Source organism: Streptomyces sp. NPDC013457 (assembly GCF_043089925.1).
Classification (GTDB): domain Bacteria; phylum Actinomycetota; class Actinomycetes; order Streptomycetales; family Streptomycetaceae; genus Streptomyces.
The window spans coordinates 142,717-168,739 of record NZ_JBICBL010000014.1 but is presented as its reverse complement, the minus strand read 5'-3'; the positions used below and the strand labels follow the sequence as shown (position 1 = coordinate 168,739).

General features: G+C 71.1%; 27 protein-coding genes and 1 tRNA gene. 12 read left to right on the top strand and 16 right to left on the bottom strand.

The genetic code is table 11. From position 1 onward, the window contains the following. Positions 1–18 precede the first annotated feature (18 nt). From ACF1G2_RS31560 to ACF1G2_RS31540, 5 genes are all read right to left on the bottom strand, one after another. A complete protein-coding gene (locus tag ACF1G2_RS31560; RefSeq protein WP_391801621.1) occupies positions 19–1,851 on the bottom strand; it encodes a S9 family peptidase in 1,833 nt (610 codons plus the stop codon). Positions 1,852–1,912: 61 nt separating this feature from the next. Further along, positions 1,913–2,212 carry a DUF6191 domain-containing protein gene (locus ACF1G2_RS31555; RefSeq protein ID WP_391801571.1) on the bottom strand — a complete coding sequence of 100 codons (300 nt, stop codon included), beginning with the start codon at positions 2,210–2,212 and terminating at the stop codon, positions 1,913–1,915. A 115-nt stretch (positions 2,213–2,327) separates the two neighbouring features. Further along, positions 2,328–2,549 (bottom strand): hypothetical protein, encoded by a 222-nt coding sequence (locus ACF1G2_RS31550; protein ID WP_391801570.1) that lies wholly within the window; start codon positions 2,547–2,549, stop codon positions 2,328–2,330. A 94-nt stretch (positions 2,550–2,643) separates the two neighbouring features. Then, entirely contained in the window at positions 2,644–3,735 is a 1,092-nt protein-coding gene (locus ACF1G2_RS31545) for a protein kinase (protein ID WP_391801569.1), read from the bottom strand. Between the two features lie 659 nt (positions 3,736–4,394). Further along, the gene (locus tag ACF1G2_RS31540) at positions 4,395–5,684 is read right to left on the bottom strand and encodes a helix-turn-helix domain-containing protein (RefSeq protein WP_391801568.1); all 1,290 of its coding nucleotides are present in this window, start codon (positions 5,682–5,684) and stop codon (positions 4,395–4,397) included. Positions 5,685–5,872: 188 nt separating this feature from the next. On the opposite strand from ACF1G2_RS31540, the gene ACF1G2_RS31535 reads away from it, so the two are divergent. Together ACF1G2_RS31535 and ACF1G2_RS31530 are read left to right on the top strand one after the other, a co-directional pair. After that, positions 5,873–6,337 (top strand): hypothetical protein, encoded by a 465-nt coding sequence (locus ACF1G2_RS31535; RefSeq protein WP_150504919.1) that lies wholly within the window; start codon positions 5,873–5,875, stop codon positions 6,335–6,337. A gap of 107 nt (positions 6,338–6,444) precedes the next feature. After that, positions 6,445–7,146, top strand: a complete 702-nt coding sequence (locus ACF1G2_RS31530) for a class I SAM-dependent methyltransferase (protein WP_319315996.1) — start codon at positions 6,445–6,447, stop codon at positions 7,144–7,146. A 75-nt stretch (positions 7,147–7,221) separates the two neighbouring features. Here ACF1G2_RS31530 and ACF1G2_RS31525 read toward each other — a convergent pair whose 3' ends face one another. From ACF1G2_RS31525 to ACF1G2_RS31515, 3 genes are all read right to left on the bottom strand, one after another. Continuing rightward, the gene (locus ACF1G2_RS31525; RefSeq protein WP_391801567.1) at positions 7,222–7,536 is read right to left on the bottom strand and encodes a MazG-like family protein; all 315 of its coding nucleotides are present in this window, start codon (positions 7,534–7,536) and stop codon (positions 7,222–7,224) included. Between the two features lie 147 nt (positions 7,537–7,683). Continuing rightward, positions 7,684–7,757, bottom strand: a tRNA-Pro gene (locus ACF1G2_RS31520). A 120-nt stretch (positions 7,758–7,877) separates the two neighbouring features. Next, positions 7,878–8,816, bottom strand: a complete 939-nt coding sequence (locus ACF1G2_RS31515) for a metallophosphoesterase (protein ID WP_391801566.1) — start codon at positions 8,814–8,816, stop codon at positions 7,878–7,880. Between the two features lie 74 nt (positions 8,817–8,890). Between ACF1G2_RS31515 and ACF1G2_RS31510 the strand changes: the two genes are divergently transcribed. Continuing rightward, on the top strand, positions 8,891–9,355 hold the full coding sequence (locus ACF1G2_RS31510) for a GatB/YqeY domain-containing protein (RefSeq protein ID WP_391801565.1): 465 nt from the start codon (positions 8,891–8,893) through the stop codon (positions 9,353–9,355). A gap of 99 nt (positions 9,356–9,454) precedes the next feature. Here the strand turns inward: ACF1G2_RS31510 and ACF1G2_RS31505 are convergent, their stop codons facing one another. After that, positions 9,455–11,683, bottom strand: coding sequence for a transglycosylase domain-containing protein (locus ACF1G2_RS31505; RefSeq protein WP_391801564.1), 2,229 nt, complete (start codon positions 11,681–11,683; stop codon positions 9,455–9,457). A gap of 526 nt (positions 11,684–12,209) precedes the next feature. Between ACF1G2_RS31505 and ACF1G2_RS31500 the strand changes: the two genes are divergently transcribed. Then, positions 12,210–12,554 (top strand): WhiB family transcriptional regulator, encoded by a 345-nt coding sequence (locus ACF1G2_RS31500; protein WP_026058363.1) that lies wholly within the window; start codon positions 12,210–12,212, stop codon positions 12,552–12,554. A 68-nt stretch (positions 12,555–12,622) separates the two neighbouring features. On the opposite strand, the gene ACF1G2_RS31495 is transcribed toward ACF1G2_RS31500, so the two are convergent. Together ACF1G2_RS31495 and ACF1G2_RS31490 are read right to left on the bottom strand one after the other, a co-directional pair. Next, positions 12,623–14,035: an ArsA family ATPase gene (locus ACF1G2_RS31495; protein WP_391801563.1), complete on the bottom strand. Its 1,413-nt coding sequence runs from the start codon at positions 14,033–14,035 to the stop codon at positions 12,623–12,625. Beyond that, a complete protein-coding gene (locus tag ACF1G2_RS31490) occupies positions 14,032–14,994 on the bottom strand; it encodes an ArsA family ATPase (protein WP_391801562.1) in 963 nt (320 codons plus the stop codon). Before ACF1G2_RS31490 ends, ACF1G2_RS31495 begins: the two co-directional genes overlap by 4 nt. 71 nt (positions 14,995–15,065) lie before the next feature. Here ACF1G2_RS31490 and ACF1G2_RS31485 point away from each other — a divergent pair, with 71 nt between their 5' ends. The 5 genes from ACF1G2_RS31485 to ACF1G2_RS31465 all read left to right on the top strand — a co-directional run bounded on the left by ACF1G2_RS31485 (position 15,066) and on the right by ACF1G2_RS31465 (position 18,609). Further along, positions 15,066–15,224: a DUF4177 domain-containing protein gene (locus ACF1G2_RS31485; protein ID WP_164409936.1), complete on the top strand. Its 159-nt coding sequence runs from the start codon at positions 15,066–15,068 to the stop codon at positions 15,222–15,224. Next, the gene (locus ACF1G2_RS31480; RefSeq protein ID WP_391801561.1) at positions 15,224–15,706 is read left to right on the top strand and encodes a RidA family protein; all 483 of its coding nucleotides are present in this window, start codon (positions 15,224–15,226) and stop codon (positions 15,704–15,706) included. Before ACF1G2_RS31485 ends, ACF1G2_RS31480 begins: the two co-directional genes overlap by 1 nt. An 85-nt stretch (positions 15,707–15,791) precedes the next feature. Then, positions 15,792–16,811, top strand: a complete 1,020-nt coding sequence (locus ACF1G2_RS31475) for an NUDIX hydrolase (protein WP_391801560.1) — start codon at positions 15,792–15,794, stop codon at positions 16,809–16,811. Beyond that, a complete protein-coding gene (locus ACF1G2_RS31470) occupies positions 16,808–17,638 on the top strand; it encodes an MBL fold metallo-hydrolase (RefSeq protein WP_391801559.1) in 831 nt (276 codons plus the stop codon). The genes ACF1G2_RS31475 and ACF1G2_RS31470 overlap by 4 nt, the downstream gene beginning before the upstream one ends. 86 nt (positions 17,639–17,724) lie before the next feature. Then, positions 17,725–18,609: a prohibitin family protein gene (locus ACF1G2_RS31465; protein WP_391801558.1), complete on the top strand. Its 885-nt coding sequence runs from the start codon at positions 17,725–17,727 to the stop codon at positions 18,607–18,609. Positions 18,610–18,685: 76 nt separating this feature from the next. On the opposite strand, the gene ACF1G2_RS31460 is transcribed toward ACF1G2_RS31465, so the two are convergent. After that, positions 18,686–19,360: a Crp/Fnr family transcriptional regulator gene (locus tag ACF1G2_RS31460; RefSeq protein ID WP_015034542.1), complete on the bottom strand. Its 675-nt coding sequence runs from the start codon at positions 19,358–19,360 to the stop codon at positions 18,686–18,688. Positions 19,361–19,661: 301 nt separating this feature from the next. Here ACF1G2_RS31460 and nth point away from each other — a divergent pair, with 301 nt between their 5' ends. Genes nth through ACF1G2_RS31445 form a run of 3 tightly spaced genes read left to right on the top strand, consistent with a single transcriptional unit; the run spans position 19,662 to position 22,626 of the window. Continuing rightward, positions 19,662–20,591: an endonuclease III gene (gene nth, locus ACF1G2_RS31455; protein ID WP_391801557.1), complete on the top strand. Its 930-nt coding sequence runs from the start codon at positions 19,662–19,664 to the stop codon at positions 20,589–20,591. A 60-nt stretch (positions 20,592–20,651) separates the two neighbouring features. Further along, on the top strand, positions 20,652–21,368 hold the full coding sequence (locus ACF1G2_RS31450) for an NUDIX hydrolase (protein ID WP_391801556.1): 717 nt from the start codon (positions 20,652–20,654) through the stop codon (positions 21,366–21,368). 58 nt (positions 21,369–21,426) lie between these two features. Further along, complete coding sequence (locus ACF1G2_RS31445) at positions 21,427–22,626, top strand: MarP family serine protease (RefSeq protein WP_391801555.1); 1,200 nt, start codon at positions 21,427–21,429, stop codon at positions 22,624–22,626. Positions 22,627–22,716: 90 nt separating this feature from the next. Here the strand turns inward: ACF1G2_RS31445 and ACF1G2_RS31440 are convergent, their stop codons facing one another. The 4 genes from ACF1G2_RS31440 to nhaA form a co-directional block, all read right to left on the bottom strand. Next, on the bottom strand, positions 22,717–22,905 hold the full coding sequence (locus ACF1G2_RS31440) for a hypothetical protein (RefSeq protein ID WP_391801554.1): 189 nt from the start codon (positions 22,903–22,905) through the stop codon (positions 22,717–22,719). Between the two features lie 99 nt (positions 22,906–23,004). After that, entirely contained in the window at positions 23,005–23,949 is a 945-nt protein-coding gene (locus ACF1G2_RS31435) for an alpha/beta fold hydrolase (protein WP_391801553.1), read from the bottom strand. Next, positions 23,946–24,443 (bottom strand): phage holin family protein, encoded by a 498-nt coding sequence (locus ACF1G2_RS31430; RefSeq protein WP_391801552.1) that lies wholly within the window; start codon positions 24,441–24,443, stop codon positions 23,946–23,948. The genes ACF1G2_RS31435 and ACF1G2_RS31430 overlap by 4 nt, the downstream gene beginning before the upstream one ends. 37 nt (positions 24,444–24,480) lie before the next feature. Continuing rightward, positions 24,481–25,884: a Na+/H+ antiporter NhaA gene (gene nhaA / locus ACF1G2_RS31425; RefSeq protein ID WP_391801551.1), complete on the bottom strand. Its 1,404-nt coding sequence runs from the start codon at positions 25,882–25,884 to the stop codon at positions 24,481–24,483. Between the last annotated feature and the right edge of the window lie 139 nt (positions 25,885–26,023).

Genomic DNA, 26,023 nt, shown 5'->3' with positions numbered 1-26,023 from the left:
CCACGGTACGCAGCGGCCTCACCCCTCGACCGGCCGGGTCCCCAGGTGACGCGCGGCGAAGGCGAGCTCCAGACGGACCTGCTTGATCCGCTCCTCCACCACCAGGGAGCCGTGCCCCGCGTCGTACCGGTACACCTCGTGGACCGCGCCGCGGGCGCCCAGCCGGTCCACGTAGTTGTCGATCTGGCGGATCGGGCAGCGCGGGTCGTTGACGCCCGCCGAGATGTACACCGGGGCCGTGACCCGGTCGACGTACGTCAGCGGGGACGAGGCCTCGAACCGGTCCGGCACCTCCTCGGGGGAGCCGCCGAAGAGCGTCCGGTCGAGCGCCTTCAGGGCCTCCATCTCGTCCTCGTACGCGGTGACGTAGTCCGCGACGGGGACGGCGGCGAGCCCGACCGACCAGGCGTCGGGCTGCGTGCCGAGCCCGAGCAGCGTCAGATAGCCGCCCCACGAGCCACCGGACAGGACGAGCCTGGCCGGGTCGGCGAGCCCCGAGGCGACCGCCCATGCGCGGACCGCGGCGATGTCCTCCAGCTCGATCAGACCGACGCGGTGCTTGAGCGCGTCCGTCCACTCCCGGCCGTATCCGGTCGAACCCCGGTAGTTGACCCGGACCACCGCGTAGCCGTGGTCCAGCCAGGCCGCAGGGCCCGAGGCGAAGGCATCGCTGTCGTGCCAGGCCGGCCCGCCGTGCACCTCGAAGATCGTCGGGAACGGGCCCTCGCCGTCCGCCGGCCGCTGGACCAGGGCGTGGATCCGGCCGCCGGGGCCCTCCACCCAGACGTCCTCCACCGGCACCGACCCGGGCGCCCGCAGGCCGGGCGGGTCGAGGACGACCCCGCCGTCCGTCGAGCGCACCTGCGGCGGCTCGGCGGCCGAGGACCACAGGAACTCCACGCTGCCGTCGGGGCGGGTCGTGGCCTCCGACACCGACCCCGCGGGGGTCTCGACCCGTACCAGCGCGCCCGTCGCGATGTCGTACCGCCACAGCTCGCTGCGCGCCTCGAAGCTGTGCACGATCAGCAGCCCGGTGCCGTCCGCGTACCACTCCGCCGAGACGTCGCCCGGCAGCTCCAGCCGGAGATCGGTCTCCCGGCCCGTCGCCACGTCCCACAGCAGCGGCTCCCAGCGGCCCCGCCGCTGGTGCCCGACGAGCAGCCGGGTGTCCCCGTCCACCGGCGCGAAGCCGAGGACCGCGAGGCCCAGCTCCTCCGTGCCGCCCTTGGAGTCGTCCAGCTCGGCCACGAGGGAGGCGTCCTCGGCGCGCAGGACCCGCAGGGCCGAGTGCATGGCGTCGCCGTGCTCGGTGTGCTCGATCGCGATCAGGGAACCGTCGTGCGAGAGGTCCCCCACCCCGGCGGACTCCCGGTGCCGGTAGATCTCGACGGGCTCCGCCCCGTCCCGTACGAGATGGATCGTCGAACCCTCCTCGTCCGTGGAGCGGCCGACGACCACCGTGCCCTCGCGGCCGATCGCGAGCCCCGCCGGATACGAGGGCGCGAGGCCGGGCACGGCGGGCTCGTCCGGTCCGCCGGCGAAGGGCTGGCGCATCCAGACCCCGAACTCGTCCCCGTCCTTGTCCGAGAACCACCAGATCGACCGGCCGTCCGGCGACAGCGTGCCGTCCGTCGTCCCGTTCGGCCGGTCCGTGACCTGCCGCTGCGCGCCGGTCTCGCGGTCCCAGGCGTACAGCTCGTACGTCCCCGTCGCGTTGGACACGAACAGCGACCGGTCGGGCGCCTCCTCGGCCCACTCGGGAAGGGACACGCGCGCGGCCCTGAACCGCTGCTCCCAGGCGGGGACGTCGGAGGTGCCGGTGATCTCGTTGCTCTCGGTCATGGCCCCCATCATGCTCCGATCCGCCGACAATCCGTTCGCCTCGTCCGCAGCCTGTGGATAACTCCGGGCGCTATCGGCCGCGGACCCCCTCGATCCGGATCACCGCACGGCCGCCCGCCAGATCCACCGTCGAGCGGTGCGGAGGCGCGCCGTCCTCCTCGTCGTCCCGCAGCACGAGGGCGCTCTGCCGTTCCTTGAGCTCGTTCTGCTTGCCCTGCGAGAACGTGGCGTGAAGCTGCTCGAAACCGGTCGACGACACCTGACCCGTGCGCCGGCCGCGCCCGGTCAGCCGCAGGATCTGGTCGGCGAAGGCGACGACGGTCAGCAGGATGACCAGCCCGGGCAGCGTCACGAACACGGCGAACTCCATACCGCCATTGTCCGCGCTCCCCCGGGGAACAGCGGTCCTCGTGCACCGACGACGTGACCGCGGGCCACAACTCCCGTACCGGCCCCGCGCCTCTGACACCCCGTCGGACCGGTGGTCAGCCTCCGGAGCCGTCCGACGCCGACCCCGTCCGGGGCGCCCGTCCGTGCGACGAGCCGCCGAGCGTCTTCGACAGCCGGCTGCGGACGACGGCGGTGATCACGGCGCCCGCTACGGCGGCGGCGCCGAGGCCCAGGGCCAGCGCGGACGGGCCGGAGTCGGAGACGACTTCGGGAGGAACGGTTGCGGCCGCCTCGGCGACTGTCCGAAGGGGGTGCATGTCACCAGGGGACCGGACCGCCAGGCGCAGGGCCACTCGGCGGACCCCGTTCGGGTCACGGGGCGTCCGTGGAGCCTCCGAGGCCCGGGGCCGCCTACGACAGCCAGGCCATCCCGATCAGCATGAAGACGACGAAGGCTATGCCGCCGGCGACGGCTGCGGTCTTCCTGGGGCGTCGCCGGGAGAGGGCCGCGAGCCCGCTCTCGCCCCGGCGAGCCTGCCGCCGGGGCGGGGCGGCGACCGCCCGCGACTGCGTTCGGGTCTGCGGCCGGGCCTGTGACCGGGGCTGGGGGCGGGCCTGTGACCGAGGCTGCGACCTGCTCTGGGACCTGGTCTGGGACCTCGGCTGGGACCGGGACGGGGGCGCCGCGTGCGGTGCGGGCCGGTGCGGAGGCTGCGGGTGCTCGCGCCACGCCCCCGAGGTGAACCAGTCCGAGATCGCCTGGGCCGGAGGTCTCTGCTCCGGTTCCTTCGCCAGCAGCGTGAGCAGGTACGCCTCGAACGCGGCGGGCAGCCCCACCCCGAGCTGCCGGGGCGGCGCGGGCGGAGTGTCGATGTGCTGGTACAGCAGGGAGGTGGCGGTGTCGCCCTGGAACGGGGGCCGCCCGGTGAGGAGTTGGTACAGCACACAGCCGAGCGAGTACACGTCGGACGCGGGCGACGCGGTCCGCCCGAGGGCCCGCTCGGGGGCGAGATAGAGGCCGGTGCCGACGATCTGGCCGGTGGTCGTGAGCGCGGCGGAGGGGTCGTCGACGAACCGGGCGATCCCGAAGTCCGCGAGCTTCACGGTCCCGTCGTCGTCGACCAGCAGGTTCCCGGGCTTGATGTCCCGGTGCACCACGCCCTCCCGGTGCGCGGCGGCGAGCCCGGCGGCGGCGTGGGCCGCCACCACGGCCACCCGCTCCGCCGGCAGCACCAGGGGCGGCCCGCCGGGCTCGGAGGCGAGGCTCGATCCCTCGACCAACTCCATGACGAGGAACAGCTTTCCGTCCCACGTACCGAAGTCGAAGACCCCGACGACATGCGGATGGCTCAGCCGCGCGGCGGTCTGCGCCTCCAGCCGGAACCGCTCGGCGGCGGAGGGATCGGTCTCGTGGCCCAGCATCAACTTGACCGCGACGGACCGCCCGAGCACCTCGTCGGTGGCCTGCCACACCTCGCCCATGCCGCCACGGCCGACACACATGTGGAGCCGATATCGGTCCGCGACCAGCACCTGAGACCCAGCCTTTCGACGGTCGACAACCTGAGAGGAAGCACGCGTCGCCGACTCCGCCGTCCGGCACCGATGCGGGTATCAGGGTAGAGCCGCTTGATCCACTTCCGACACGCGCCCCGGCCTCACAGGCGCTCCCGGAAACCACTCAGGGGCCTGACCCGCTCTCGCGGATCAGGCCCCTGACCTGGTGTTTCAGCTGTCGGGGTGGCGGGATTTGAACCCACGACCTCTTCGTCCCGAATCAGGGAGGCTGTGAAACCAGTCCAGGACCCGCGACCCTCTGACCTGCGCTGTAGCGCCGCATAAGCCCAGTTCAGAGGCGCGAGTTTAAGGCCCGTGCCCCCCAGTCGTGCATCTGCGGTACCTCTGCGGCACCTCTCCGGCACCCCTCAGTTCTGGAGACTCACACCCAGTTCACACCCAGAATCGGCAGAAGTGCCGCAGACGTATGCCCAGGTTGGAGAGGGTGCAACGCTGGGGCTGCCCCCGACACCCGGGTGTTGCCTCCAGGAGTGGGTGCCACACCCAGGCGAGCGCCGACTCAGGCCGGGTCGATGGCTGGCCGGGACCCCTGGTGCCGAGACCGAGGCATGTCCGGACCCGGTGGGGCCCGCCAGGCGGCGGTCTCAGCTCGCCGGGGCGGACACGGCGGCGTGCAGCTCCCGAACGCCAACGGCACGAGGGTGCCGCTGCGCCAACTCGGTCACGATGCTGCGGATCGCGGGGCGGTCTCTCACCTCGCCGGGGCTCGCACGGTGGGCGTCGAGCAAGGCACGGGCGGTCTGCTCAGGGCGGCCCCACGCCCACCAGGCACGGGCCATGTCTGTGCCCAGGCGTGCCTTCCGCTCAGCCGTGGGGAAGTACTCGGGCCGAAGGTTCCGCCCCGCCTCCAGGGCGGCGCCGGCGTCGCCGAGGGCCCAGTGGACGCCGACGGCGTAGAGGTCCACGGCGGCCGGGCTGATGGGGAAGAGACGCCCGGCAGGTGCCTGGAGCGGCAGGCGCCGTGCGGCCCGCCGCGCCTCCTCGACCATGGCCAGGGCCTCCGCGCGCCGGCCTCCCCGGGCGGCGGTGTAGGCCAGGGTGCACAGCATCTGCGCGTAGGCCGATGAGGCCGCGTCCGTCCGCAGCCCTGTCGCCTCCACCCGGGCTGCGGCCGATTCCATGAGGGTTTGGGCTTCCTCGCCCCGGTCTTGGTGGCGCAGCACGATTGCGAGCTCGCGGGAGGCGGCAGCGGCGGCGAGCGGGGACCCGGACACCTCGGCCCAGGTGCGCGCGCGGTCGGCGGTGAGGCGGGCCTGCTCGTACGAGCCGAGCTTGATCAGTAGGGCGGCGCTCAGACTGTAGACGGAGGACATTCGGGCCTGGTCCAGCTCACGGCGCGAGGAGGCAGCGGCGTGCCCGTCGGCCAAGAGGCCCGGCAGCAGCCCGAGGAGCTGCGTGTGGGCCCCCTTGTCGTAGAGGTCGCGGGCGGAGGCCACACGGGCGTCCATGGCACCCCTGCCCGTCGGTGGCGGGGTGTCGGCCAAAGCCCGCTCCATGCCGAGCAGCATGGCGGCCGGGACGGTCGCCGTGGCGGCGAGCAACGAGCGGCGGCGCATCGGGTCCTCCTCGGCGTGCGGACTGGCCGACACTCTAGTGCCGGCCTGTCCGGAAGGAGCGGGGGGCACCAGAGAACTCACCAGGACGTGTCGAGGAACGCCCACCGCGGAGGCGGCCCGGTGAATGAGCGTCAGGTCGGCGACCTGGGTACGGCGTTCCATCCGCGAGACCGTCGCCGCCGAGCACCCCAGGTGCTCGCCGAGTTCGGCGAGCGTCCATCCTCGGTGCTCACGGCCCAGCCGTACGAGTCCGCCCGGCTGTCGCCGGGCGACTAGCTCCCTGACCTTCGCACTGTTCCAGAGCGGGTCACCGGGCACTGGTCCCTCCCCCTGCTGCACGACCGGGGGTCACCACGGTACGGGCGCGGGACGGCGCCCGTCGAGACCGTTTGCACAACGTGCAAACGCCTTGCAAGGAAAGCCAGTTGATCACCGGCCGGGTGTCGGATGCGGTGTTCTCGTTACATCGCCCCGTACCTCGTGGGGCACCATCCAAGGGAGGCACCATGGCAACCGCAGCCGACACCCCCGTCGCCACCGACCCGGTGACCGGACCGGCCCGCTCCCCCCGTGACATCGTGCCGGCGGACCTCTGGGAGAAGCAGGTCGGCCTGCTGATGCGGGACTACCCGTACGACTCCGTCATGGCCACCCGCGTCCTCGGCCAGGGCTACGCCTACCTGCTCACCGCCATGTCCCTCCGGGGCCAGGGCCTGGGACTCGCCCCGAGCAAGCTGGTCGACATCGGCGCCCACACGATCATCCTGGACACCGTCGCCTACGCCGAACTGTGCGACAAGTACAACGGCGGACACTTCCTGCACCACGTGCCCAAGGTCGAGATGAAGAACGACGGGTCGGTCATCAAGACCGCCCACCTCGTCGCCCGCGCCGGTTGGGAGGTGGACCCCCCACTGTGGGAGGACGCCGCCGACTGCGGCCCCTGCCACCCGGGCAACGACTCGCACTGACCCCCACGTGACGCCCTCGGCGGTCCGGGCCCATGGCTCGGGCCGCCGAGGCACGCCCGGGTGACTTTCGACCGAACCAGCAGCAGCCCCCGCGCGGTGCCGTCAGGATGACGCGGGTGACGACCACGACCACAGACCTATGGCACCACTACGGCCGGGCCCGCGCCGCGCAGGACCACGCCGTCCCCGACTCCTTCCGCTGGACTTGGGACCAGCAGGACGGGCCGGGCCCGGAAGTCCTCGGCAACCTCACCGGCAAGACTGTGGCCGACCTCGGCGCCGGCGCCGCCCGCCACGCCGCGCACCTGGCCCTGCACCACGCCCCGAACCGGATCGACGCCGTGGACGCGTCCCCGGCCCAGCACAGCATGGCCACCGCCCTGTACGCCGACCTCGCCCCGCGCCTGCACTTCGTCCACGCGGACGTCGTCGCCCACCTCCGCGCGAACCCGGGCGCCTACGACGTGCTTTACAGCCACTTCGGGGCGGTGGACTTTACCGACCCCCGCGAGCTGCTCCCGGCCGCCGCTGACGCGCTCCGCCCCGGTGGGCGCCTGGTCTTCTCCACCCTCGCCCACTACCTCTCCGGCAAGCCCGCGCAGCCGGACGTCACGGCCGCCGAGGTGCCGGCGAAGACCCCGGAGGGCGAGAGCGCCACCATGCGCCGGTGGGTGTTGCAGGAGCACGTGTGGACCAAGGTCCTGGACCAGGCCGGGTTCACCGACATCCGCGTCGACGTGCTGCCCGCTGGCGACGGCCCCCGGCCGGCCGCCACCCTCCTCGTCACGGCCGAGCGCCCCGCCACCTGAGACCGGGCCGGGGAATGCCGCTGCCCCGGGCCGAGTCTCCTGGTCTCCGGGGCCGCGGTGCGTTCGCGCTGAGGGTCAGCTGAGGTTCAGCCGCTCCAGGAGCCTCTGCACTCGCGCGTCCAGGACCTTCTCCGCCTCCGGGTTGATCGTGAGCAGGGCCACCTGGGCAGTCACGATGACGTCGCACAGCTCCTTCGCGACGTCCTCCCAGGTGTGGCTGTTGTCCTTGCGCGGGTTGGCGCCGAGAGCCCCTGTGATGGCCTCCGCTGCCTCCCCGAACTCCTCACCGATCTTGAGCACGCGCAGCAGGCGCACGTCGCCGGCAGCGGCCTGGTCCTTCTCGTCCAGCCAGCCGCGCAGCTTCCGCACGCCGTCCCACGTCTGGTCCATGGGGCTCGTCTCCTTGTATTCGCTGCGGCAGCGCGCCGCCGAGCGGTGACGCCCCGTTTCAAGATCACACCCAGATGACACCCAGATACAACGCAGTCAGGGCCGGTCTCCCCCAAAGGAAACCGGCCCTGATCTGCTGTTACGAAGTCGGGGTGGCGGGATTTGAACCCACGACCTCTTCGTCCCGAACGAAGCGCGCTGCCAAGCTGCGCTACACCCCGATGTCACTGCTCTGTTCTTCACGTCGCGGCGACATCGATTACTCTAGCCCACCCGCGCCCTGAGACGAAATCCGGTTTTCGCGGCCCCCCGCCGCAGGTCGGGCGGGGTGCCCGAGGACATCAGTCGCGGGCGGTCAGCGTCAGCAGGGTCGCCTCCGGGGGGCAGGCGAAGCGGACCGGGGTGAAGCGGTTCGTGCCGCAGCCCGCCGAGACGTGCAGGAACGAGGTCCGGCCGTCCACCGTGTGGGTGGAGAGGCCCTTCACCCGGTCCGTGTCCAGGTCGCAGTTGGTCACCAGCGCGCCGTAGAAGGGGACGCACAGCTGGCCGCCGTGCGTGTGGCCCGCCAGGATCAGCCCGTAGTCGTCGGCCGTGAACGCGTCGAGCGTCCGCAGGTACGGGGCGTGCACCACGGCCATCGAGAAGTCCGCCGACAGGTCCGGGCCGCCGGCCACCCGCTCGTACCGGTCCCGCTTGATGTGCGGGTCGTCCAGGCCGGTGAAGGCCAGGTCCAGGTCGGGCAGCTTCAGTCGGCCGCGGGTGTTGGTCAGGTTCACCCAGCCCGCCTCGTCGAAGGCGTCACGCAGCCCTTCCCACGGGTTGTGCACCGCGCCCACCACCGGCTTGTTGCCGTTGAGGCCGTGGCGGCCCTGGGCCTTCTCCAGCAGGTAGCGCGCGGGGTTGCGCAGCCGCGGGCCGTAGTAGTCGTTGGAACCGAAGACGTACACGCCCGGGAAGTCCATCAGCGGCCCGAGCGCGTCCAGGACCTCCGGAACCGCCTCCGTGTCCGAGAGGTTGTCGCCGGTGTTCACGACGAAGTCCGGGCGCAGCCCCGCGAGCGACTGCAGCCACTTCCGCTTCTTGTGCTGCCCGCACACCATGTGGATGTCGGAGACCTGAAGCACCCGCAGGTCCCGCATCCCGCGCGGAAGCACCGGGATGGTCACCCGGCGCAGTCGGAACGAGCGGGCTTCGAAGCCCGCCGCGTAGACGAGTCCGGCCGCGGCCGTCGCCGTGAGGCCTGCCGTGATCTTCAGGGGGATCCCGTACCGTGCGCGCATCCCCCCATCGTCGCAGACCCGATGGGCGGAAATGCGCGGGCGGTCGGGCCATGGCACCTGACACACTTGGGGACATGACCACGCTCAAGGCCAAGCTTCAGGACGACCTCAACGCCGCCATCAAGGAGCGCGACGAGCTGCGCTCCTCGACGCTGCGCCTCACCCTCACCGCGATCACCAAGGAGGAGGTCTCGGGCACGACCAAGCGCGAGCTCTCCGACGACGAGGTGCAGAAGGTGATCGCCAAGGAGGCGAAGAAGCGCCGTGAGGCCGCCGAGGCCTTCGCCCAGGGCGGTCGCGCCGAGTCGGCCGAGCGCGAGAAGGCGGAGGGCGTGATCCTCGACGCGTACCTGCCGAAGCAGCTCGGCGACGACGAGCTGGAGCAGATCGTCGCCGCGGCGGTCGCCGAGGCCGCGGGCACCGGAGCCGAAGGCCCGCGCGCCATGGGCGCCGTCATGAAGATCGTGAACCCGAAGGTCGCGGGCAGGGCCGAGGGCGGGCGTGTCGCCGCCGTCGTGAAGAAGCTGCTCGCGGGCTGACCGTCCGCCCGGACGGCCGACGACGAACGACCGAGGGCGCCTCCCCCGCACCGGGGAGGCGCCCTCGGTCATGTCCGGCCGGCCGTCCTGAGGACCGTCCTAGCGGCCGTTGCCGCCGCCGCCACCGCGGCCGTTCCCGCCGCCGATCAGGTCCGGCGGGAGGGTGATCTCCGGGAAGCCGGGCTTGTCGCGTCCGGGCTTCTCGTCCTCGTCCGGCCTGGGCTTGTCCCTGCCCTTCTCCTTGTCCTCGGGCTTCTCGCCGCGCGGTACGGAGATGGGGGCGAAGGACGGCGTCTCGGAGGCGTTCAGCGCCCCGGTCATCGCGATCTTCCAGATCGGTCCCGGGAGGCAGCCGCCGCAGACCTTGCCGTAGTACTCGCCGCCGATGGTGATGTCGTACATCGACTGCTTCTCGCCGACGTCGTCACCGACCCACACCGCGGTGGACAGGTTCGGGGTGTACCCGACGAACCAGGCGTCCTTGCGGTCGTTCGTCGTACCCGTCTTGCCGGCGTTGTCGCGGTCGCTCAGACCCGCCTTCGTACCGGTGCCGTCCTCGACGACGCCCTTCAGCATCTGGTTGACCGTGTCGGCCGTGCGCTCGCTCATCGCCCGCGAGCACTCGGTCTGAGGCACCTTCAGCTTCTCGCCGTTGGCGGTCTTGATCGACTCGATGGCGATCGGGGTGCAGTAGGTGCCGCGGTTGGCGAAGGTCGCGTAGGCCGCCGCCATGTCGAGCGGGGTGGCCTCGATCGCGCCGAGCGTGATCGAGGGGCTCTCCTTGACCTGCTTGCCCAGCTCCCGCTCGTACCCGACCTTCCTCGCCATCGTGACCGTCTCGCAGAGGCCGGCCATCTGCTCCAGCTTGGCGAAGTACGTGTTGATGGACTTGCCGAGCGCGCTGGTCATGTCCCAGGTGCCGGTCTCGGACTTGAGCTCGTTGCCGACCTTCCACTGGGCGTAGCCCGCGGGCTTGCCGTCGCAGCGCGTGAAGGAGTTCTCCGGTACCTGGATCTCGTATCCGGTGGAGAAGCTCTGCGCCGGGCTGAGGCCCTTCTCCAGGGCCGCCGCCGCCGTGATCGGCTTGAACGTCGAGCCGACCTGGAAGCCGTAGGTCGTGCCGCCCATCTTGCTGCCGACGGCCAGGTTGAGCGTGGTCTGGTGCTGCTTCTGGTCCAGGCCGTACGGACGCGACTGGCCCATCGAGAGGATCTTGCCGCTGCCCGGCTGGACCTGGACGACCGAGGCGGCGACCTTGTCGTCCTCGTTGATCTTCGCGACGGCCGCCTCGTTGGCCGCCTCCTGCGCGCGCGGGTCGAGCGTGGTCCGGATGGTCAGACCGCCCAGGTTCCACAGCTTCTGCCGCTCCTCGACCGTCTTGCCGAAGACCGGGTCGTTGAGGATCGTCTTGCGCACGTAGTCGCAGAAGAAGCCGGCGCCGTCGACGGCGGTGATGCAGCCGTTCTTCGGGGTCTTGACCTTCAGCTTGACCGGCGTGGCCTTGGCCCGGTCCGCCTCCGCCTGGCTGATGTCCTTCACGTCGGCCATCCGCTGGAGCACCACGTTGCGGCGCTTGGTGGCTTCCTGGAGGTCGTTGACCGGGTCGTAGCGGCTCGGCGACTGGACGAGGCCCGCCATCATCGCGGCCTCCTCCACCTTGAGGTCGGCGGCGGGCTTGGAGAAGTAGCGCTGGGACGCCGCCTCGATGCCGTAGGCCTGCTGACCGAAGAAGGTGATGTTGAGGTAGTTCTCGAGGATCTTCTTCTTCCCCAGCTCCTCCTCGACCTGGATCGCGTACTTCAGTTCGCGCACCTTGCGGCCGATGGTCTGCTGGGTGGCCTGGGCGACCTTCTCGGGGTCGTCACCGGCCTCCTCGACGAAGACGTTCTTCACGTACTGCTGGGTGAGCGTGGACGCGCCCTGGGACACACCGCCCGACTGGGCGTTGCGGTTGATCGCGCGCAGCACGCCCTTGAGGTCGATCGCCCCGTGCTCGTAGAAGCGCGAGTCCTCGATCGCGACGATCGCCTTCTGCATGTACGGGGAGATCTTCTCCAGCGGCACGACCTTCCGGTCGCGCGAGTACACGGTGGCGAGGGTGCCGCCCTCGGAGTCGAGGATGGTGGTGCGCTGACTGAGCGGTGGTGTCTTCAGGTTGGACGGGATCTCGTCGAACCCCTCGACCGTGCCCTTCGCCGCGAGCCCCAGTGCACCGGCCGCGGGCAGGGCGATGCCCGCCAGCACGGCTCCGGAGAGCACACTGACACCGAGGAACTTGGCGGCCTGCTGGGTCCCGGTCAGACCTCCGCCCGAGCGCTTCTTTGCCATGAGGGGCAGCCTAATCCGTGGGGACCGGCGTTCCGCAGGAGCGGGGGCCTCTCGGAGCGTTCGCGTACCAGACCGTGACATCCGAGCAGCCCGCGGAGGACATCCGAGCGGCCCGGGGACCTACGCCTCCATTCGCCGGACACGCGTACAGGCCTTGGCCTAAGCTGCTCCCAACTGTCACAGCGGTGTGGTTCAGCATCAAGCCCGGGCGTGACATCGGCAGGAACTCCCCAGGACCCGAACCTGGGGACGTCATGCCCGATTCCGCCCCGTGCGTCACTCGACGCCCCATGTGGCTCCGTCACAGCCGGGCGAACTGTACCGGTTCGCCGGTTTGGACACGCATGTCCATCGGTCACTCCCCTGGGTGATCTGCCGCGTACGCATAGTCCGTTCGGGCCATTCAAGATTGGGCCCGAAGGGGGTGTTGCGCTGTGCCCACCTTCCGTAACGTCACCAACTGGCAGCGGTGAATATGCCGCTACCGCCGTGGGGGAGCCTCGATTCGGGAGAGGACGGCGCCGGTATGGGCTGGGTAGCTGACTGGAGTGCGCAGGCGGCCTGCCGCACTACCGATCCGGATGAACTTTTCGTGCAGGGAGCGGCGCAGAACAGGGCGAAGGCGGTGTGCACCGGCTGTCCGGTGCGGACCGAGTGCCTGGCCGACGCGCTCGACAACCGCGTGGAGTTCGGCGTGTGGGGCGGCATGACGGAGCGCGAGCGCCGTGCCCTGCTGCGCCGGCGGCCGACCGTCACCTCGTGGCGGCGACTGCTGGAGACCGCGCGCACGGAGTACGAGCGGGGAGCGGGCCTGCTGCCCGTGGCGATGGAGGACGACGCGACGTACGAGGCGTACGCGGCGGTCGGATGACCGGGCGCGGGTGATCCCCGCCTCCGGTGTGGGCATTCCGCCGACGGTCAGGCGGGATCCGCCTCCGGTCAGGCCGACGGCATACGGCCGGCCGTGAGCCGGTCTCCGATGGCTCGAAGCCCTGCCAGATCGTGTACGTCGCCGGGCAGGGCGGCCACTTCGGCGACAGCCACCTCGGGGTGGAGCGTCGTGAACCGGTCGCGCGTGCGCTGCTCGCGCGCGAGCACCTGCATCCGCTCGGCATGGAGACGGAGCAGGCCGGCGGTCAGCTGCTGGATGTCTGGTGCGTCGTCGTCTGGTGCGTCGTCGTCGGCTGTGGGGGCAGCCTCGGCGTGCGAAGAAGGTGCGGCGGCAGTGCTCGGGGTCGTGCTCGTGCCGACGGTGGTGCTCGTCGTCGTGCTGGTGGTTCCGGCGGCGGTCGTGGTGTCTGACGGCTCGGTGTCTGACGACTCGGGTGCGGTGGCCCGGGAGCCACGCACTCCAGTCTTCCCGGCCTCCTGATCCACAATGCGCCCCTCGTCAAGATTTTCCGCCGCGGCTCGCGCACGCTCGGCCGAGAGCCGGGCGGCACCACTGCCGTGGACGCGGTTGAGGACGAGCCCGGCCAGCGGCATCTCCTCCGCGGCCAGCCGCTCCACGAAGTACGCCGCCTCCCGCAGCGCGTCCCGCTCCGGCGTCGCGACCACGAGGAACGCCGTGCCCGGGGCCTGGAGCAGCTTGTACGTCGCGTCCGCCCGGGTGCGGAAGCCGCCGAACATGGTGTCCATGGCGGCCACGAAGGTCTGCACGTCCTTCAGGAACTGACCCCCGAGCAGCTTCCCCAGCGTCCCCGTCATCATCGACATGCCGACGTTGAGGAACTTCATCCCCGCCCGGCCGCCCATCTTCGCCGGGGCCATCAGGAGCTTGATGAACTTCCCGTCCAGGAAGGACCCGAGCCGCTTCGGCGCGTCCAGGAAGTCGAGCGCCGAACGCGACGGCGGAGTGTCGACCACGATGAGGTCCCACTCGTCCCGGGCCTGCAGCTGCCCGAGCTTCTCCATCGCCATGTACTCCTGCGTACCGGCGAAACCCGCCGAAAGGGACTGGTAGAAGGGGTTCTCCAGAATCGCCCGGGCCCGCTCGGCGTCCGCGTGCGCCTCGACGATCTCGTCGAAGGTCCGCTTCATGTCGAGCATCATGGCGTGCAGCTGCCCGGCGCCGGACCCCTTGATCCCGTCCACCTCGCGCGGCACGTTGTCCAGCGAGTCGATCCCCATCGACTGCGCGAGCCGCCGCGCCGGGTCGATCGTCAGGACGACGACTTTGCGGCCGCGCTCCGCCGCCCGTACGCCGAGCGCCGCCGCCGTCGTCGTCTTGCCGACCCCGCCCGCGCCGCAGCAGACGATGATCCGCGTGCCCAGGTCGTCGATGAGCGGATCCAGGTGCAGGACGGGGACGGAGTCCAGACCGTTCGCCGCTGCGTTCACCGAACCCGTCACACGCCCACCCCTTGCTTCCGCAGGTCCTTCGCCAGCCGGTACAGGCCCGCGATGTCCGCCCCGTCCCCCAGGAACGGCAGCTCGTACGCCGGTACGCCCAGCTCCAGGAGCACCGCCCGCTGCTCGCGCTCCAGCTCGACGCGCTGCGCGTGCTCGGCCGCCTGCTCCAGGAGCGGTTCGACCAGCTTCGTCCCTCCGCGGATGCCGGCCGCGGCGAGGGTCCGCGCCACCGCGTCCCGGTGGTCGCCGGAGGCCGCCCGCACCGCCGCCTCGTCGAGGACGTGCGGACGGACCATGTTCACGATGACGCCGCCCACCGGCAGTTCGGCGGCGCGCAGCTCCGCGATGCCGTCCGCGGTCTCCTGGACCGGCATCTCCTCCAGCAGGCTCACCAGATGCACGGCCGTCTCCGGGGACTTCAGCACCCGCATCACGGCCTGCGCCTGATTGTGTATCGGGCCGATCCGCGCCAGGCCCGCCACCTCGTCGTTCACGTTGAGGAAGCGGGTGATCCGGCCGGTCGGAGGCGCGTCCATGATCACGTGGTCGTAGGTGTAGCCGCCGTGCTTCTCGCGCCGGCGGACCGCCTCGCAGGCCTTGCCCGTCAGCAGCACGTCCCGGACCCCGGGGGCGATCGTCGTCGCGAAGTCGATCGCGCCGAGCTTCTTCAGGGCCCGGCCCGCGCTGCCTAGCTTGTAGAACATCTGGAGGTAGTCGAGCAGGGCGCGCTCGGCGTCGATGGCCAGCGCGAAGACCTCGCCGCCGCCCGGGGCGACGGCGATCTTGCGCTCCTCGTACGGAAGCGCCTCCGTCTCGAAGAGCTGCGCGATGCCCTGTCTGCCTTCGACCTCGACGAGGAGGGTCCGCTTGCCCTCCGTGGCGAGGGCGAGCGCGAGGGCGGCGGCGACCGTCGTCTTACCGGTACCGCCCTTGCCGCTGACGACCTGGAGCCTGCTCACGTCTCGAGCCTAACCACTGGAGCGGTCGCCTAAGCAGGAGGCTGCCTGTGGCAGCGGATACAGTCGGCTCCATGACCAAGTGGGAATACTCGACCGTGCCCCTTCTCGTGCACGCGACGAAGCAGATTCTGGACACCTGGGGCGAGGACGGGTGGGAGCTCGTCCAGGTCGTTCCCGGGCCGAACAACCCCGAGCAGCTCGTGGCCTACCTGAAGCGGGAGAAGTCCTGATGAGCGGGGCCGCGAAGGGCGCCGTCGAGGCCAAGCTCGCCGAGCTGGGCCTGACCCTGCCGGAGGTCGTGCCGCCGCTGGCGGCCTACCAGCCGGCCGTCCAGTCCGGCGTGTACGTCTACACCGCGGGCCAGCTCCCGATCGTGCAGGGCAAGCTCCTGGCGGCCGGCAAGGTCGGCGCCGAGGTCACCGCCGAGGAGGCCAAGGAGCTCGCCGCCACCTGCGCGCTGAACGCGCTCGCGGCCGTGAAGTCGGTCGCCGGTGACCTGGACCGGATCAAGCGGGTCGTGAAGGTCGTCGGCTTCGTCGCCTCGGCCGCCGACTTCACCGGGCAGCCGGGCGTCCTCAACGGCGCCAGCGAACTGCTCGGCGCGGTCCTCGGCGACAAGGGCGTGCACGCCCGCAGCGCCGTGGGCGTGGCCGTGCTCCCGCTCGACGCCCCGGTCGAGGTCGAGGTCCAGGTGGAGCTCGTCCAGGACTGACCGTCCGCTCTCACCCAGAGCCGGTTCTCCCGTCCCGGGGGAATCGGCTCTCGTGCATCCGGGTAGTTGCGCATACCATCCGGCCATGTCGAATGGTCAGTGGTACCCACGGGAATGGCCCGGCCTCATCCGCGCGCTCGCCGCGGGCGAGCTCACCCCCGCGACTCCCAGGCGGGCGGCCACCGTCCTGCTGCTGCGCGACGGCACGGAGGGGCCGAGCGTCCACATGCTGCGCCGCCGCGCCTCCATGGCCTTCGCGGGCGGCGCGTACGCCTATCCCGGCGGCGGTGTCGATCCACGCGACGAACACCTGGTGCGCTGGGCCGGGCCCTCCCTGGAGACCTGGGCCGAGCGTCTGGGCGTCACGGGTACGGCGGAGGCCCAGGCGATCGTCTGTGCCGCCGTGCGCGAGACGTACGAGGAGGCGGGCGTGCTGCTCGCCGGGGAGACCGCCGACTCCGTGGTCGGGGACACCACGGGCGAGGACTGGGAGAAGGACCGGGAGGCGCTGGTCGCCCGTGAGCTGTCCTTCGCCGACTTCCTCGACCGACGCGGCCTCGTGCTGCGCTCGGACCTGCTCGGCGCGTGGGCGCGCTGGATCACGCCGGAGTTCGAGCCCCGGCGGTACGACACCTGGTTCTTCGTGGCCGCGCTGCCGGCCGGCCAGCGCACCCGTAACGCCTCGACGGAGGCGGACCGCACGGTCTGGATCCGCCCCGTGGAGGCCGCGTCCGGTTACGACCGGGGCGAGCTGACGATGATGCCGCCGACCATCTCGACCCTGCGCGCGCTCACGCGCTTCGGCTCGGCCGCCGAGGCGCTGGCCGCGGCGGCGGGCCAGGACCTCACTCCCGTACTGGCGCAGGCGCGCCTGGAGGGGGACGAGCTGATCCTGAGCTGGCCGGGCCACGACGAGTTCACCAAGCACATCCCGACGGGTGGGACCGGGGACGCCGCGCCGGGAGCGGCCCCGGAGACTCAGAGCGCGCGGCCTGCTGCGGGGCCTGCTGGTGGTCCGGCTGCGGGACACGCTACGGGTCCGGCCGCAGGGCAGGCCGATGGTCCGGACGCGGGTCCGGACGCGGGACCGGGGGGTGCGCGATGAGCGACGCGGCCGCGCTGCCCGGACAGCCCCGCGGCGGAGTCCTCTCCGGGCCCGCGACCGCCCGCGCCGTCAACGTCCTCGCGCCGAACCCGTCCGCGATGACCCTGGACGGCACCAACACCTGGATCGTCTCCGAGCCGGACTCCGATCTCGCCGTCGTCATCGACCCCGGCCCGCTCGACGACGGCCATCTGGAGCATGTCGTCGAGACCGCGGCCGGGCTCGGCAAGCGGGTCGCGCTCACCCTGCTGACACACGGCCACCCGGACCACGCCGAGGGCGCCGCCCGGTTCGCCGAGCTGACCGGCACTCATGTGCGGGCCCTGGACCCGGCGCTGCGGCTGGGTGACGAGGGGCTGGCCGCCGGGGACGTCGTCGCTGTCGGCGGTCTGGAGCTGCGGGTCGTACCGACGCCGGGCCACACCTCCGACTCGCTCTCCTTCCATCTCCCCGCCGACCGGGCCGTTCTGACGGGCGACACGATCCTGGGGCGCGGCACGACGATCGTGGCCCATCCCGACGGGCGCCTCGGCGACTATCTGGACTCGCTGCGCCGGCTGCGCTCGCTCACGGTCGACGACGGCGTCCACACCGTGCTGCCGGGCCACGGGCCGGTCCTGGACGACGCCCAAGGGGCGGTGGAGTTCTATCTCGCACACCGGGCAGGCCGGCTCGCGCAGGTCGAGACGGCCGTCGAGAACGGCCATCGGACCCCCTCGGAGGTCGTCGCCCACGTCTACGCGGACGTGGACCGCTCGCTGTGGCCCGCCGCCGAACTCTCCGTACGGGCCCAGCTGCAGTACCTCCGGGAGCACGGACTGATCTGACCCCCACCGTCGAGGGCGCGCGGGATCGTGTCTTACGCTCCGCTTACTTCGCCTACTGAAGACCGTCGCCCTCGGGGGGAACGCCCATGTTCGTCATAGCCATCCTGCTGCTCGTCGCGGCAGTGGTGCTCTTCTTCGTCGCCCGCTCCAACGATGCGAAGGGGCTGAAGCTCGGTGCACTCGGCGCCGTCCTCGCGGGTGCCTTCTCGCTGGTCGTCAGCATGACGTACGTGGTCAGCGCGTACGAGGTCGGTGTGCCGGTCGCGTTCGGCAAGGTGGGCTCGCCGATGACCTCCGGCATGCACGTCAAGTCGCCGTTCACCGACGTCACGACCTTCTCCACCCGCCCCGTCGACCTCAACCTCTCCGACAAGGACGTGGTCGAGGTCCGCTCCTCGCAGGGCGGCGTGATGGAGGTGGAGGTGACCGTGAAGTGGGCGGTCACGCCGACCAAGGCGGTCGAGCTGTACCGGCTCGCGGGCAGCGAGGAGTCCATCCAGCAGCGCCTGGTCTACCCGGACAGCCGGGAGATCGTCCGTAACGTCTTCGCCCGCTACACGAGCGAGCAGGGCTACGCGACCGACCGCGAGAAGATCAACGCCGAGATCGGCACGCTCATCAAGGAGCGTCTCGCGCCCCGCGGGATCGACGTCACGGCCGTCAACCTGCGCAACGTGAAGCCCTCGAAGGCCCTGCAGGACCAGATCGATCGCAAGATCCAGCAGCAGCAGGCGACCGAGCGCGCCACCGAGGCGGCCCGCACGGCCAAGGCCGAGGCGGACAGGCGCCGTATCGAGGCCGAGGGCATCGCCCGCGCCAACAGGATCCTCAACGACTCGCTGACCGACAAGGTCCTGATGAACCAGTGCATCGACGCGTACAAGGAGGCCGCGGCGAAGAACCCGGTGTACGCGGTTCCGTGCGGCTCCGGCAGCGGCAACCCGCTGATCGTGGACGGTACGAAGCGGTAGTCGTCACCGTACGTACGAGAGAGGCCGCCCGGTCCATGACCGGGCGGCCTCTCTCGTACGTACGGGCCGGGGGTGCCTAGCGCGAACGCTTCGCGAGGCGCTCGACGTCCAGCAGGATCACGGCGCGGGCCTCCAGTCGGAGCCAGCCGCGCTGGGCGAAGTCCGCGAGGGCCTTGTTGACCGTCTCGCGGGAGGCGCCGACCAGCTGGGCCAGCTCCTCCTGCGTGAGGTCGTGGACGACGTGGATGCCTTCCTCGGACTGCACACCGAAGCGGCGCGACAGGTCGAGGAGCGCGCGGGCGACACGGCCCGGCACGTCGGAGAAGACCAGGTCGGACATCTGGTCGTTGGTCTTGCGCAGCCGGCGGGCGACCGCGCGCAGCAGAGCGGTGGCCACCTCGGGGCGGGCGTTCAGCCAGGGCTGGAGGTCGCCGTGGCCGAGGCCGAGCAGCTTGACCTCGGTCAGCGCGGTCGCGGTGGCGGTGCGCGGGCCCGGGTCGAAGAGGGACAGCTCGCCGATCAGCTCGCCGGGGCCGAGGACGGCGAGCATGTTCTCGCGGCCGTCGGGGGACGTGCGGTGGAGCTTCACCTTGCCCTCGGTGACCACGTACAGGCGGTCGCCGGGGTCCCCCTCGTGGAAGAGCGCGTCGCCACGGGCGAGCGTCGCTTCACTCATCGAGGCGCGCAGCTCCGCGGCCTGCTCGTCATCGAGCGCCGCGAAGAGCGGGGCGCGCCGCAGAACGTCGTCCACGAGTTCTCTCCTATGTCGACCTGCTCAGGGGACCTTGATCCCATGATGCCGGACGCACAAAACAGTGCGATCAATCACAACAAGTTTGACGTACCGAACCGCCCGTCCGTACGCCAGGGGCCCGATTGGGTCGTGATCGGCCATGCCCAGGGCGGATGTCGGTGGTGGCGCTTAGGCTGGCCGGGTGTCCAACTCGCCGGTGAGAGCGCAGGCCAAGGGGGCTGGAAGAGTGTCGGCCAAGGGTAATTCCGCTGTGGGCGAACAGGGTGCGCCGAAGCGGACAAATGCCACGAAAGACCCTGTGAAGGCCGTCAAGAAGCCCGCGAAGCGGCCCGCGAAACCGGCCGCGAAACCGTCCGCGGCGCAGGCCACGAAGACCGCGAAACCGTCCGCGGCGAAGACAGGGAAGACCGCGAAGCCGTCCGCGGCGAAGGCCGGGAAGCCCGCGAAGCCGGAGTCCCGGCTCGCGATGGTCCGCCGTGCCCGGAAGATCAACCGCGAGCTGGCCGAGGTCTTCCCGTACGCCCATCCCGAACTGGACTTCCGGAACCCCTTCGAGCTCCTCGTCGCCACGGTCCTCTCCGCCCAGACGACCGACCTGCGGGTCAACCAGACCACCCCCGCGCTCTTCGCGAAGTACCCGACGCCCGAGGATCTGGCCGCCGCCGTCCCCGAGGAGGTCGAGGAGCTGATCAGGCCCACCGGCTTCTTCCGCGCCAAGACCAAGTCGATCATGGGCCTCGCCGCGGCCCTCAGGGACGACTTCGGCGGCGAGGTCCCCGGCCGTCTCGACGACCTGGTCAAACTGCCGGGCGTGGGCCGCAAGACCGCCTTCGTCGTCCTCGGCAACGCCTTCGGCGTGCCCGGCATCACCGTCGACACCCACTTCATGCGCCTCGCCCGCCGCTGGAAGTGGACCGAGAGCGACGACCCGGTGAAGATCGAGGCCGAGGTCGCCGAGATCTTCCCGAAGAGCGAGTGGACGATGCTCTCGCACCGCGTGATCTTCCACGGCCGCCGGATCTGCCACGCCCGCAAGCCCGCCTGCGGTGCCTGCCCGATCGCCCCGCTCTGTCCCGCGTACGGGGAGGGCGAGACCGACCCGGAGAAGGCCGCGAAGCTTCTGAAGTACGAGAAGGGCGGCTTCCCGGGCCAGCGCCTCAACCCGCCCCCGGACTACCCGGGCCGCCCGGCCGCCCCCGCTCCCGGTGTGGCCCCGGGGGCCGAATGAGGCAGAGCCCGGGGGAACGAACCCACGCACGGATCGCGTTGTGAATCATCGGGGGTGCCTATGACGCGCACGGAAGAAGAGACCGGGGAGACGACCCACGGCGTGGGGACCGGCGGCCTGCTCAGACGGGACGGTCTGCCCGACTGGCTCGTCCCCGTCGACAGGGCGGCGCGAACGGTCGCGCCCGAGCAGCTCAGCCGTTTCCTGCCGCCCGCGAACGGCGCCGGTCGCCAGTCCGCCGTCCTCATTCTCTTCGGCGAGGGCGAGCGCGGCCCCGAGCTGCTCCTCATGGAGCGCTCCGGTTCGCTGCGCTCCCACGCCGGCCAGCCCTCCTTCCCCGGCGGCGCCCTGGACCCGGAGGACGGCGATCCGGCCGACGGAGGCCTGCTGCGCGCCGCTCTGCGCGAGGCCGAGGAGGAGACCGGACTCGATCCCTCCGGCGTCCAGCTCTTCGGCGTCCTGCCCCAGCTCTACATCCCGGTCAGCAGCTTCGTCGTCACCCCCGTCCTCGGCTGGTGGCGCACCCCCAGCCCGGTCGGGGTCGTCGACCCCGCCGAGACCGCCCGGGTCTTCACCGTCCCCGTGGCGGATCTCACGGACCCCGCCAACCGCGCGACCACCGTCCACCCCAGCGGCCACAAAGGCCCCGGGTTCCTCGTCGCATCCGCTCTGGTCTGGGGTTTTACGGCCGGAGTGATCGACCGGCTCCTCCACTACGCCGGCTGGGAGCAGCCGTGGGACCGGGCCAAGCAGGTCCCGCTCGACTGGCGCTCATGACAGGCTGAACCCCCCGGAGCCCGGGGCGACCGAAGACGAATCTGCGAGGCTATTGACGGTGAACGTGCTGGACATCCTGTTGCTGCTCGCCGCCGTGTGGTTCGCGATCATCGGTTACCGCCAGGGCTTCGTGGTCGGCATCCTGTCGGTCATCGGCTTCCTGGGCGGCGGCCTCGTCGCCGTCCTCCTGCTCCCGGTCGTCTGGGACTGGCTGACGAACCACTCCGAGGTCTCCACCACGGCGACGGTCGTCTTCGTGGTCGTCGTGATCGTCTGCGCCTCCGTCGGCCAGGCCTTCACCACCCACCTCGGGAACAAGCTGCGTCGGCACATCACCTGGTCACCGGCGCGCGCCCTGGACGCCACCGGAGGCGCGCTGGTCAACGTGGTCGCGATGCTCCTCGTGGCCTGGCTGCTCGGCTCGGCCCTCGCCGGAACCTCCATGCCCACGCTCGGCAAGGAGGTCCGCAGCTCCAAGGTGCTGCTCGGTGTCGAGCAGGTGATGCCCGATCAGGCATCCACCTGGTTCACGAACTTCACCTCGACGCTGGCGCAGAACGGCTTCCCCCAGGTCTTCAGCCCGTTCGCCAACGAGCCCATCACCGAAGTCAGGCCGCCGGACCCGGCGCTCGCCGGCAGCCCGGTCGCCGCCAAGGCCCAGCGCTCGATCGTCAAGGTCGTCGGTACGGCCCCGAGTTGCGGCAAGGTGCTCGAAGGCACCGGCTTCGTCTTCGACGACCGCCGGGTCATGACCAACGCCCATGTCGTCGGCGGCGTCGACGAGCCGACCGTCCAGATCGGCGGCGAGGGCAAGCTGTACGACGCGAAGGTCGTCCTCTACGACTGGCAGCGCGACATCGCCGTGCTGGACGTGCCCGATCTGGACGTCCAGCCGCTGCAGTTCACCGAGCAGGACGCCCGCAGCGGCGACAGCGCGATCGTCGCGGGCTTCCCCGAGAACGGCTCGTACGACGTCCGCTCGGCGCGCGTCCGGGGCCGTATCAGCGCCAACGGCCCTGACATCTACCACCGTGGCGAGGTACGCAGGGACGTCTACTCCCTGTACGCGACGGTCCGTCAGGGAAACTCCGGCGGCCCGCTGCTCACCGAGGACGGCAAGGTGTCCGGCGTGATCTTCGCCCGCTCGCTCGACGACAGGAACACCGGCTACGCGCTGACGGTCGACGAGATCCGGGAGGACATCATCCAGGGCCGCGCGGCGACACAGCAGGTCGACAGCCAGGGTTGTGCGCTGTAGGCGGCTGAGCCGCTGTGCGCCGCGGCGGATGGACGTCCATGTCCGGCCCGGGGTGTGATCGGTCCCGTCGTGTGACGGTTCCGGGGGCGATCAGTCCCGGGTGTGCCTGAGCCGGGCCGAGACCCAGCGGGCCCGGCGGCGCAGGATGCGCGGAATTCCGATGTCCTGCCCCGGATGTGAGCGACCCTGTTCCTGCGGGCCGCTCCTCTCGTGTGAGCCCGGCCCAGTGGCCGAGCGGCGGTTGCGTGCCGTGTCACCGTAGTCGTGCGTCCAGCCCATACCCCGACGTCTGCCCGGGGCCCAAGGTCGGTAATCGCCTGGGGGCCCGCCAATTGGAGTATGCGTCGGGCACATGGCCGTTCTTGGAACGGCTGTACGTCACCGGTCCGGCTCGGGGTCCTTCAGCCAGTTGATGAGCTCCGTGGAGAACGCCTTCGGGTCCTCCTCGTGGGGGAAGTGCCCCAGGCCGTCGAAGAGCCGCCAGCGGTACGGCGCCTCCACGTACTCGCCCGAACCGGCCGCGCTCCGCGTCCGCATCGCCGGGTCCAGCGAACCGTGCAGGTGCAGTGTCGGTACCCGCACAGGCCGCTTCATACGCCGGTTGAACTGGATGCCGTCGGGTCGCGCCAGGGACCGCACCATCCAGCGGTACGGCTCGATCGAGCAGTGTGCCGTCGACGGGATGCACATCGCCCGCCGGTACACGGCGAGCGCCTCCTCGTCCGCCGGCCCCGGGCCCGACCAGTCCTCGATCAGCCGGCCGACCAGGGCTGCCTCGTCCGCGACGAGTTGACGCTCCGGCAGCCAGGGGCGCTGGAACCCCCATACGAACGATCCGGCGCGCGACTGGGAGAAGTCGGAGAGCATCGCCGAGCGCCAGCGGCGCGGGTGCGGCATCGAGGAGACCGCGAGGCGGCGCACCAGCTTCGGCCGCATGACGGCCGCGGTCCAGGCGAGGTAGCCGCCCAGTCCGTGGCCGACGAGCGCCGCGTCCGGTTCGCCCAGGGAGCGGACGACGCCGGTGATGTCGAGCGCCAGGTTGGCGGGGTCGTAGCCCCGGGGCGTACGGTCGCTGCCGCCCACGCCCCGCAGGTCCATCGCCACGGCCCGGAAGCCGGCGTCGGCGAGAGCAGGCAGCTGGTGGCGCCAGGTCCACCAGAACTGCGGAAAGCCGTGCAGCAGCAGGACGAGCGGCCCGTCGCCCATCTCCGCGATGTGGAAGCGCGCGCCGTTGGCGGCCACATCGCGGTGGGTCCAGGGGCCGTCGATCCGTACGGGGCTGCCGACGGGGCCGCTGCCGTTGCTGCTCTCAGGGACGGTCATGTGGATGAGCGTCCCACAGCCGCGACCTTCTCCTGGACCGTGGCCGGGAGAGCCGCCCTTTCGGGGCGGGGGTGCGGCTTGGCGTTCTGCAGGATCGCGGCCGTCTGCTTGGCCGCGTTGATGGACTTCTCCGGCGGCTTGACCTTCTTGAACTTGGCGTAGGCCACCAGCCCGAGCAGCCCCGCGAGCAGCACGTTCGCCGCGAAGGAGAGCAGGAAGCACCAGGCGAGGTTCCAGCCGCCCTCGCCGTTGTGGCCGCCGGTCCAGGTGTTGATGCCGTAGGCCAGCGCGAAACTCAGCATGGGCAGCGAGAAGAGGAGCACCGTCGCGGCGGCCGTGCCGGCCGCGCCGCCGATGGCGCCCCGCTTGACGTCCTGGCGGATCTCGGCCTTCGCCAGGGCGATCTCGTCGTGCACCAGCGCGGACATCTCGGCGGTCGCCGAGGCGACCAGCTGACCGAGGCTGCGCTCGGCTCCGTTGACCGGGTCGCTCATCGCTGCTCCCTCTTCTCTTCTACGGTCCGACCTCAGATCATGCCGGACTGTCGCCGTCATCGCGCGATGCCCCCGCCAGTTGGGCGCGCTGGCGGTGCTCGGCGGCCTTCCTCTCGTAGATCTCGGCCATCCTCAGGTGGTACGCCGGATCGTCCTCCTCGTAGATGTCGGGGATGCCGTCCTGGTCCTCGTCGCGCTCCTCGTCGGCCAGCAGCGCCTCGTACTTCCGTACCCGCAACTTGAGCAGGAATGTCGCGAGGACGGCCGCCATGAGCGAGCCGATGAGGACGGCCGCCTTGACCTGGGTGGTCAGCGCGTCGTCGCCCTCGAAGGCGAGCTCGCCGATGAGGAGGGAGACGGTGAAGCCGATTCCGGCGAGCGAGGCGACGGCGAAGACGTCCGGCCAGGCCAGGTCGCTGTTGAGCTCCGCCTTGGTGAAGCGGGCGGCGAGCCAGGTGCCGCCGAAGATGCCGACGGCCTTGCCGACGACGAGGCCGAGCACCACACCGAGGGTGACCGGATTGGTGAAGACCTCCCCGAAGGACTTCCCGCTGATGTTCACGCCCGCCGAGAACAGCGCGAACAGGGGTACGGCCAGGCCGGCGGAGAGCGGCCTGACCAGGTGCTCGATGTGCTCGCCCGGGGACTGATCCTCGCCCTCCCGCCTGGTGCAGCGCAGCATCAGGCCCATGGCGACGCCGGCGATCGTGGCGTGCACGCCGCTGTTGTACATCAGGCCCCAGACGACCAGGGCGAGCGGGACGTAGACGTACCAGCCGCGCACTCCCTTGCGGAGCAGCAGCCAGAAGACGGCGAGGCCGGCGAAGGCGCCGCCGAGGGCGGCGAAGTTCAGGTCGCTGGTGAAGAAGACCGCGATGATCAGGATCGCGAAGAGGTCGTCGACGACGGCGAGCGTGAGCAGGAACGCGCGGAGCGCGGACGGCAGCGAGGTGCCGATGACGGCGAGGACCGCGAGCGCGAAGGCGATGTCCGTGGCCGTGGGCACCGCCCAGCCGGCCATGGAACCGCCGCCGACGAGGTTGGTCAGGGCGTAGACGAGAGCCGGTACGGCCATGCCGCAGAGAGCCGCGACGACGGGGAGTGCGGCGGCCTTGGGGTCGCGCAGCTCGCCCGCGACCAGCTCACGCTTGAGCTCGATGCCCGCGACGAAGAAGAAGATCGCGAGGAGGCCGTCGGCCGCCCAGTGCTGGATCGAGAGGTCGAGGCCGAGGGCGGCTGGGCCTACGTGGAAGTCGGACACCGTCTCGTAGCTCGCGCTGACGGGGGAGTTCGCCCAGATCAGCGCGGTGACCGCGGCCAGCAGGAGAAGCACGCCACCGACGGTCTCGGCGCGCAGAGCGTCTGCGACGTACCGCCGCTCGGGCCAGGAGAGGCGGCCGAGGAACTTGCGGTCGGTGGGGGTGGGTGCGGGCGCGGGCACGGGCGGCGACCTCCGGTCGGTTGGGCAGCACAGAGCACATGCCGACCAGACTTCCCGGCGCACCTAGGTATTTCTGTCGCGTCTCTGACGCGTTCTTTACCTTACCTAACGAGCGAGGGGTTGTGTCCGGCGATCTTCA